General features: G+C 45.4%; 7 protein-coding genes. All 7 read left to right on the forward strand.

What is annotated here, in order from left to right:
- Window positions 1–95 precede the first annotated feature (95 nt).
- The 7 genes from PIL01S_RS21195 to PIL01S_RS21225 all read left to right on the forward strand — a co-directional run bounded on the left by PIL01S_RS21195 (window position 96) and on the right by PIL01S_RS21225 (window position 6,545).
- Window positions 96–467 carry a hypothetical protein gene (locus PIL01S_RS21195; protein ID WP_127539234.1) on the forward strand — a complete coding sequence of 124 codons (372 nt, stop codon included), beginning with the start codon at window positions 96–98 and terminating at the stop codon, window positions 465–467.
- Window positions 468–811: 344 nt separating this feature from the next.
- Entirely contained in the window at window positions 812–1,525 is a 714-nt protein-coding gene (locus tag PIL01S_RS21200) for a hypothetical protein (protein ID WP_127539235.1), read from the forward strand.
- Window positions 1,526–1,612: 87 nt separating this feature from the next.
- Window positions 1,613–2,011, forward strand: a complete 399-nt coding sequence (locus PIL01S_RS21205; RefSeq protein ID WP_127539256.1) for a GntR family transcriptional regulator — start codon at window positions 1,613–1,615, stop codon at window positions 2,009–2,011.
- Window positions 2,012–2,017: 6 nt separating this feature from the next.
- Complete coding sequence (locus PIL01S_RS21210; RefSeq protein WP_127539236.1) at window positions 2,018–2,911, forward strand: ATP-binding cassette domain-containing protein; 894 nt, start codon at window positions 2,018–2,020, stop codon at window positions 2,909–2,911.
- Window positions 2,912–2,931: 20 nt separating this feature from the next.
- Window positions 2,932–3,834 carry an ABC transporter ATP-binding protein gene (locus PIL01S_RS21215; RefSeq protein ID WP_127539257.1) on the forward strand — a complete coding sequence of 301 codons (903 nt, stop codon included), beginning with the start codon at window positions 2,932–2,934 and terminating at the stop codon, window positions 3,832–3,834.
- Window positions 3,827–5,125, forward strand: coding sequence for an ABC transporter permease (locus tag PIL01S_RS21220; RefSeq protein WP_127539237.1), 1,299 nt, complete (start codon window positions 3,827–3,829; stop codon window positions 5,123–5,125). Before PIL01S_RS21215 ends, PIL01S_RS21220 begins: the two co-directional genes overlap by 8 nt.
- A 202-nt stretch (window positions 5,126–5,327) precedes the next feature.
- Complete coding sequence (locus tag PIL01S_RS21225) at window positions 5,328–6,545, forward strand: TraB/GumN family protein (RefSeq protein ID WP_127539238.1); 1,218 nt, start codon at window positions 5,328–5,330, stop codon at window positions 6,543–6,545.
- Window positions 6,546–6,878: the final 333 nt, after the last annotated feature.

Below are 6,878 nucleotides of genomic sequence, written 5' to 3' on the forward strand. Positions count from 1 at the left end.
TGAAAATATGAAAAATGGATGAATCTATCGGTGGATTCGTCCATACCTTCTCTCACATCCGTTCATAGAATGAGATCGAGAGGGGGGAACAAAACATGAAAAAAACAGTCCAAGTCAGTCAAACGTATCCACGTCTCACGGTGTATTCAGAGGAGAATTACAGAGGGAGAAGCCGGATTTACCGTGGCAACACGGGTCTCCGCAACCTGGACAACATTCTGGGTGGGGTAGAGAGCCTGCGCTTTTTCTCAACAAGTTCGAATGCAACGCTGGTAGTGTTTACGAGACCAAATTTCCAAGGCGGATTCCGAGTCTTTCGAGGTAATACGAATCTGAGAGATCTGGATGATCTGATCCGGGGAAATGACGTGGAATCTCTGATTTCCACCAATCAACGTCTCACACTGGCTCAAATTCGTGCCATCCGCAGCAGTCGCAGTTTGCCAAGCGGCTACGATCTGGTTTAAAAGGTAGACCTCTTCTGCATACAGGTGCCGGAAAAATGAAAGAGCTGCTTCCGATTTGTGTTCGCACAATATCGGAGTCAGCTCTCTTTTTTTTGCATGAACACCTTTAGTTCGAAGCAGTTGTTGAATGAATATCGTGGTAACTGCCTTACGCCTGCCTTTTATATTGCATTATTCATATCAGCCCGCACAAGGGGATAAATTCCTTTTAAATTCCTGATTCAGGAAAAAAAAGGTTGACGGTACGAATTGAAGGTCTGTATACTGTGTATATTGATATATACAGTAAACACAGTGGACACGGCTTGCACAGTAAAGCGTGAGATGGAAAGGCAGGCAATGTTATGAATGATTGGAAGCAAGCTTGGTGGCTAACCCGGAGTGAATGGAATAAGGATCGTCTTCAATGGTTATGGTCTGCGATGTTTATGGTCTACGTTGGAGCTATGGGTGGTGTCATGTTATATGGACAGAGAGAGGAAAATCTACTCAACACGATTTCCGATTCCTACTTCATGCTTATGATTCCATTTCAGGGATTTATCTTCTCCAGACGCTCTTTCCGCTACATACAAGAAGATTCGTATACACAGATGCTGACCTATTATCGCAGACTTCCCATCTCGGCAGAAACCGTCATGTGGGGACGCATTCAGCAGGCATTGCTGGCCTTTATCTTTAATGGCATATTCTACTATGGCGCATTGTATGTCTCCGTGATGCATCTGGAAGGGTTCCGATGGGATCAATATTTGGCCTTTGCCCTAACATGTACAGGATATGGGGTTCTGATCACAGGGTTCTATATCTTTGGAGAGTTTTTGCACACTGGCAAAAAGTATTTGTTAATCAGCATGCTGTTTATACCCGTGATTGTCCTTATCGCAATTTTTATTCGAATGATGGGCGGGAACGGATTGCGATATGCCGTAGAAATCAGCAAAACCTGGGGGTTGTTATCACCATTTATGTGGGGCTCGCTAATATTGGGATTTGCGGTGTTATGGTTGCTTAGTCGCTTAACACTAAGGAAGTTATCGAAGCGGGATTTAAGTTAAAGGTAAGTCAAATATAGAACGACATCGAGGATGACCGGCACTATCGTGCAAGTGAACTGAAGTGTACGGGAGGGTGAGGTGCAGGACTTGAATATACCGATTCAAATTAATGAAAACAGTGCTGAACCTTTATATCACCAAATTGAAAACCAGCTAAGATCTTTAATTATAACGGGTCAATTGGGGGAGGGAACGCATTTGCCATCCATTCGCGAATTTGCAGGTTCGTTGAATTGCAGCGTAATTACTGTTCGCCGGGTTTACCAGGATCTGGAGAATGAAGGTTTACTTCGAACAAAGCAGGGTACGGGGACGTTTGTAGCCAAGGTTGATGCAGGAGATCGGGAGAACTACAAATTGACAGCAGCAAGAGAAGCGTTGCAGGCAGCCGTGCAGTCTGGTAAATCCGTTGGATGCAGTGAAGAGGAAATGGCAGGATTGTTTCAAGAGATTTTGCAGTCGATCTACTATCCGAGTAAGGGGTGACCAAACATGGAACCAATTGCGGTTCAGCTAAACGGTGTATCCAAAATGCGCAAGCGTAGAATCATTGGCCCTATTGATCTCGTCATTCCCGAGGGATACGTGGTCGCCATATTGGGACATAACGGTTCGGGGAAAAGCACGCTTCTGAATATGCTTCAGCGGGTAGTACTACCGGATTCCGGTCAGATCATGTGGTTCGGACAGCATTACGAAGGTGAACTTCCTACAGAGCTGAGAGAGCATATTGGTTTTGTTGCAGACGGTGGAGGTTCGGAAGAAGACAATATAACCGCTGTTGAAGCTGCCAGATTCCGGGCACATTGGTATACCCGTTGGGATCCTAAGTTGTTCAACAAGCTAATGGATGATATGGATGTTCCCTATGACGTAAAACTGAAAAAATTGTCCAAAGGAGAGCGTCGCAAATTCGAAATAGCGGCTGCGCTTGCTGCACGGCCGAGACTGCTCCTGCTGGATGAGCCTTCTTCTGGGCTTGATCCATTTGCCTGGAAGGTCATGGTTGAGCAGTTCCGCAATTTCATGGCGGATGGGGATACCACCATTTTAATAGCAACACATATAGCAGATGAAGTGAAGCGTCTGGCGGATTACATCGTACTGATGCACCGGGGCCAGTCACTTGGAATGGCGGAAAAGGATGTCGTGCTCGATCAATGGAGAGAAATCTGGTACGAAGGCGATCTAAGACCTGAGAGTATACCGGGGGCTGTTGAGTCGAAGCAGGAGGCTGGAGCCATGCGGGTGATTACGACCCGGGTAGTTGAAGCGCAGGAGAGGCTGGAGCTTGCGGGTAACCGCATCATGAAAATCCGGAACCTGGAGCTGGACGAAGTGCTGCAATACTGGATTGCAGGGTACGCTCCGACACTGTGGAGATAAACGAAGGAGGATGATAGATGATGAACAGATTGGAACTGAAGCAGGTTGTGAAGCAATATGCAGATAAGACGGCTGTTAACGGTGTTACGCTTAATGTGGAAGAAGGGGAAATCTATGGATTGCTGGGTGCCAATGGTGCCGGTAAAACAACAACGATGCGCATGGTACTTGGCCTGATTCATCCCGATGGTGGAGAGATTCGATATAACGGCAAGCCTTATAGTACCGAGCTGCAGCAGATCATGGGTTATCTTCCGGAAGAACGCGGACTGTATCCCAAGGTGAAGGTCAGTGACCAGATCAATTATTTGGCTCGTCTTCGCGGCATGAATGGTAAGGATGCAGACAAAAGCCTAAGATACTGGCTTGATCGATTCGAGGTCCCTGAGTATTACGACAAAAAGATTGAGGAGTTATCAAAGGGTAACCAGCAAAAGATGGGCTTTATCGCTGCGGTGGTGCACCGTCCTCAGATTCTTATTCTTGACGAGGCGTTTAGCGGCTTAGATCCAGTAAACGTAGAATTGCTCAAATCCACTGTTAAGGAGTTGCGTGATGAAGGAACGGCTATCCTGTTCTCGACACATCGCATGGAGCATGTTGAAGAACTTTGTCGTCAGATAACAATTCTACATCGCTCCAATACCGTGGTTCAGGGAGAGATCAAGGAGATCAAGAGCCGCTATCCGCGTGAACAGGTTTCCCTGAATACCACTGGCAATGTGGAACGTTTGGATCAATTGGCTGGTGTGAATAAGGTGGAGCGGAACGAGCGTGGATATCTTATTCATATTGCACAGGTTGAGGCTGCCCAGGAGATATTGAAGCACGCAATGAATCAGACGACTGTAGAGCATTTTGAGATCAAAGAACCAACGCTTAACCAAATCTTTATTCGTGAGGTGGGTGAGTCGAATGAATAAAATGGGAACGATCATCGGATTTACGTTCAAAAACAAAGTCAAAACGAAATCGTTTGTAGTTACGACCATTGTGCTTGCACTTTTAATTTCAATCGGACTTAATGTACCTTATTTCATTACTCTGTTTAACGGTGGATCTATCGGTGGTGGAGCTGCAGGAGACCATCCTGTAAATATTGGGCTTCTAAGTGCGGGACAGCCGGAAGTATCGGAGAAGCTGGAGAAGTTCTCGTCCGCACAAGGAGATCAGGCGTACCGATTCATTGCTGATGGTACTAAAGATGAAGCTGCGCTGAAAGCAGATGCGGAATCCGGACTTACTGATGGGTATCTGAAATTTGAAGCCGCCCAAGGACAGGAGTTCCCACAGCCGATCCTGTATTCAACAGAAGAGGTGTCCCCTCAGATTATTGCTTCTATAGAAGCTGCGCTGCAAAGTGTGAAGCTGGATGTCGTCGTGAAGGACGTACTCACAGCTGAGCAAAAGGAATTGATTAATACACCAGTTAAGGTAAGTGAGCAGAGCTTGAGCGCTGAAGAAGCAGGAGCTGATGCAGGGTCAGAGAATGGCATGAGCCCGATCAACTATATTGTAGTATACCTGCTGATCATCCTTCTGTTCACATCTACTATGATGACAGGTAATATGATCGCATCCGAAATCACGGCGGAGAAGAGTTCCCGCATTATGGAGATTTTGATTACCAGCGTGTCTCCATTGAGTCAGATGTTTGGTAAAATCATCGGGATATTTATGGTAGGTATGCTTCAGATCGGTATCTTCGGTGCAGTGGTTGCAGGAAATGTGCTGCTTCCTCACAACCGTGACGTCCTGAGTGATTTCAGTTTGAACCTGAGTGATGTAAACATCGCCGTTATTGTATACGGACTAATCTTCTATATCCTGGGTTACTTCCTATATGCAGTGATGTTTGCTGCAATTGGTTCGATGGTTAGCCGTACAGAAGAACTGGGTCAAGCGGTGCTGCCGATTACGATGCTTTCATTGGTTTCCTTCTATATTGCCATCTTCAGTATCGCAACACCGAACATTCTGCTATTAAAAGTGGCCAGTTTCATACCGTTTACCTCGCCAACGGCTATCTTGGTGCGAATCGGGGCAGGAGTTGCTCCAACATGGGAGATACTAGTGTCTTTGGCCATTCTGGTCGTATCGATCTTTATCTTCGGCTGGCTGGCTGCCAAAATCTATCGCACGGGTGTGTTGATGTATGGTAAGCGTCCAACCTTCAAGGAATTGTTTAAGGCAATGAAAGCTTACAAAATTTAAATTGATTAAACTTTAAGGCTACTGATATTGCTGTTGCTGGGCTTTGGGTGGCTGGAATTAAGAAGTAACTATATAAAGGGAGAAGGGGGCCATCTCAGGAAAAAGGTGGAACCCTCTCAGTCTATTATCGTAAAAAAAGATGTATATTCATTCTTTGAATAAATAGATTTACCCTACTATATATCTAAAGGAGATACATAATATGAAAAACTGGAAACGCATGCTCTTGTCTCTCACCATCTCGGTTGGTTTGCTCGCTTCAGCTGTACCGGCCATGGCAGCACCTCAAGAAACTTCCGTTAAAGTCAATGACCATGCAGTAGAGTACACTGTAGGGGCACCAATGAATAACAAGGGAACAACATTGGTTCCGCTTCGCTCCACGCTTGAAGCAATGGACGTGAAGCTGACGACTGCGACAGATGATACAATTACGGCTGTGGTGGACGGCAAAACGATTACACTTAAAAGCAAGCTTACACGCATTAATGGCGTAACGTATGCACCGATCCGTATCGTTGGAGATGCTACAGGTTACGAAGTAAACTGGGATGCGAAGACACGTACAGTTCTACTCGTCTCCAAAGGAACGGAAACAGCTGCACAAACGGGTGGCCGCGGCTTCATGTGGGAAGTGGAGAACAACGGAAACACGGTATATCTGGTAGGCTCCATGCATATTGCAGATGATAGCTTCTACCCATTGCGCGAGGAATTTGAAGAAGCTTTTGCTGAAGCGGATTACCTGGGCGTGGAGATCGACATCAGCAAAGCGGCTGATGAGGCACAACAGAAGTTGATTCTGGATCTGGGATCTTACCAGGATGGAACAACGCTCAAGGATCATGTTTCAAGCGAGACTTATACCAAGCTCGGGGATATCCTGAAGAAAAACGGATTGGAGCCTAATGCCCTGGATGCATTCAAGCCTTGGGTTGCAGAGAGTACGCTTGCTAGCCTGAAGTCGGCGACGGCTGGATATGAAGCTTCGGCGGGCGTGGATTTGTATTTCATTCAAAAGGCCATTGAGAGCAAACTCCCTATTATCGAGCTAGAATCGTACGAGTCCCAACTGGGCATGTTTAACGACTTCTCCAAAGAGCTGCAAGAGGAAACATTGAAAGCAACATTAGACAACTTCGATGTTCTTGATGATAGTGTGAACCAAATGGCTGAGATGTGGAAAACGGGTAATGATGAGCAGCTGCTTGATCTGACCAATAACTTCTCTGATAACGAGGAGTACAACAAAGCAATGCTGATCGACCGTAACATTGGCATGGCTGACAAGATTGATGGATACCTGAAGAGTGATAGGAAAGAGGAGTACTTTATCGTTGTAGGTGCTGCCCACTACCTGGGTGAGCACGGCATCGTGAAGCTGCTTGAAGATAAGGGTTATACTGTAGAACGTAAATAACATTATATCATTACTAGATACAACCCTCTCACTTCTGAGGAGAAGCGGGAGGGTTGTTATGTTTATATAGAAGAAAGACAAGATATATGGAGGGCTGATTTATACTCGTGTCCAAGTTGTTAGAAAATGTGGAAGTTTGAAAAACATCATGATAACCGATGTACAAATTATTTTTATAAAACACTTTACAAGATATTGTGATACATGATATATTAATTTTCCGGCCAAGAAAACACGAGAAACATGGTGCGGTAAGCAAACTGAAAAGCTTCGAAAGAAACTTCAAAAAAGTGCTTGCTAAATTGGATGGAACATGATAATATATAAGAGTTG

It is taken from the genome of Paenibacillus illinoisensis NBRC 15959 (assembly GCF_004000925.1).
Classification (GTDB): domain Bacteria; phylum Bacillota; class Bacilli; order Paenibacillales; family Paenibacillaceae; genus Paenibacillus; species Paenibacillus illinoisensis.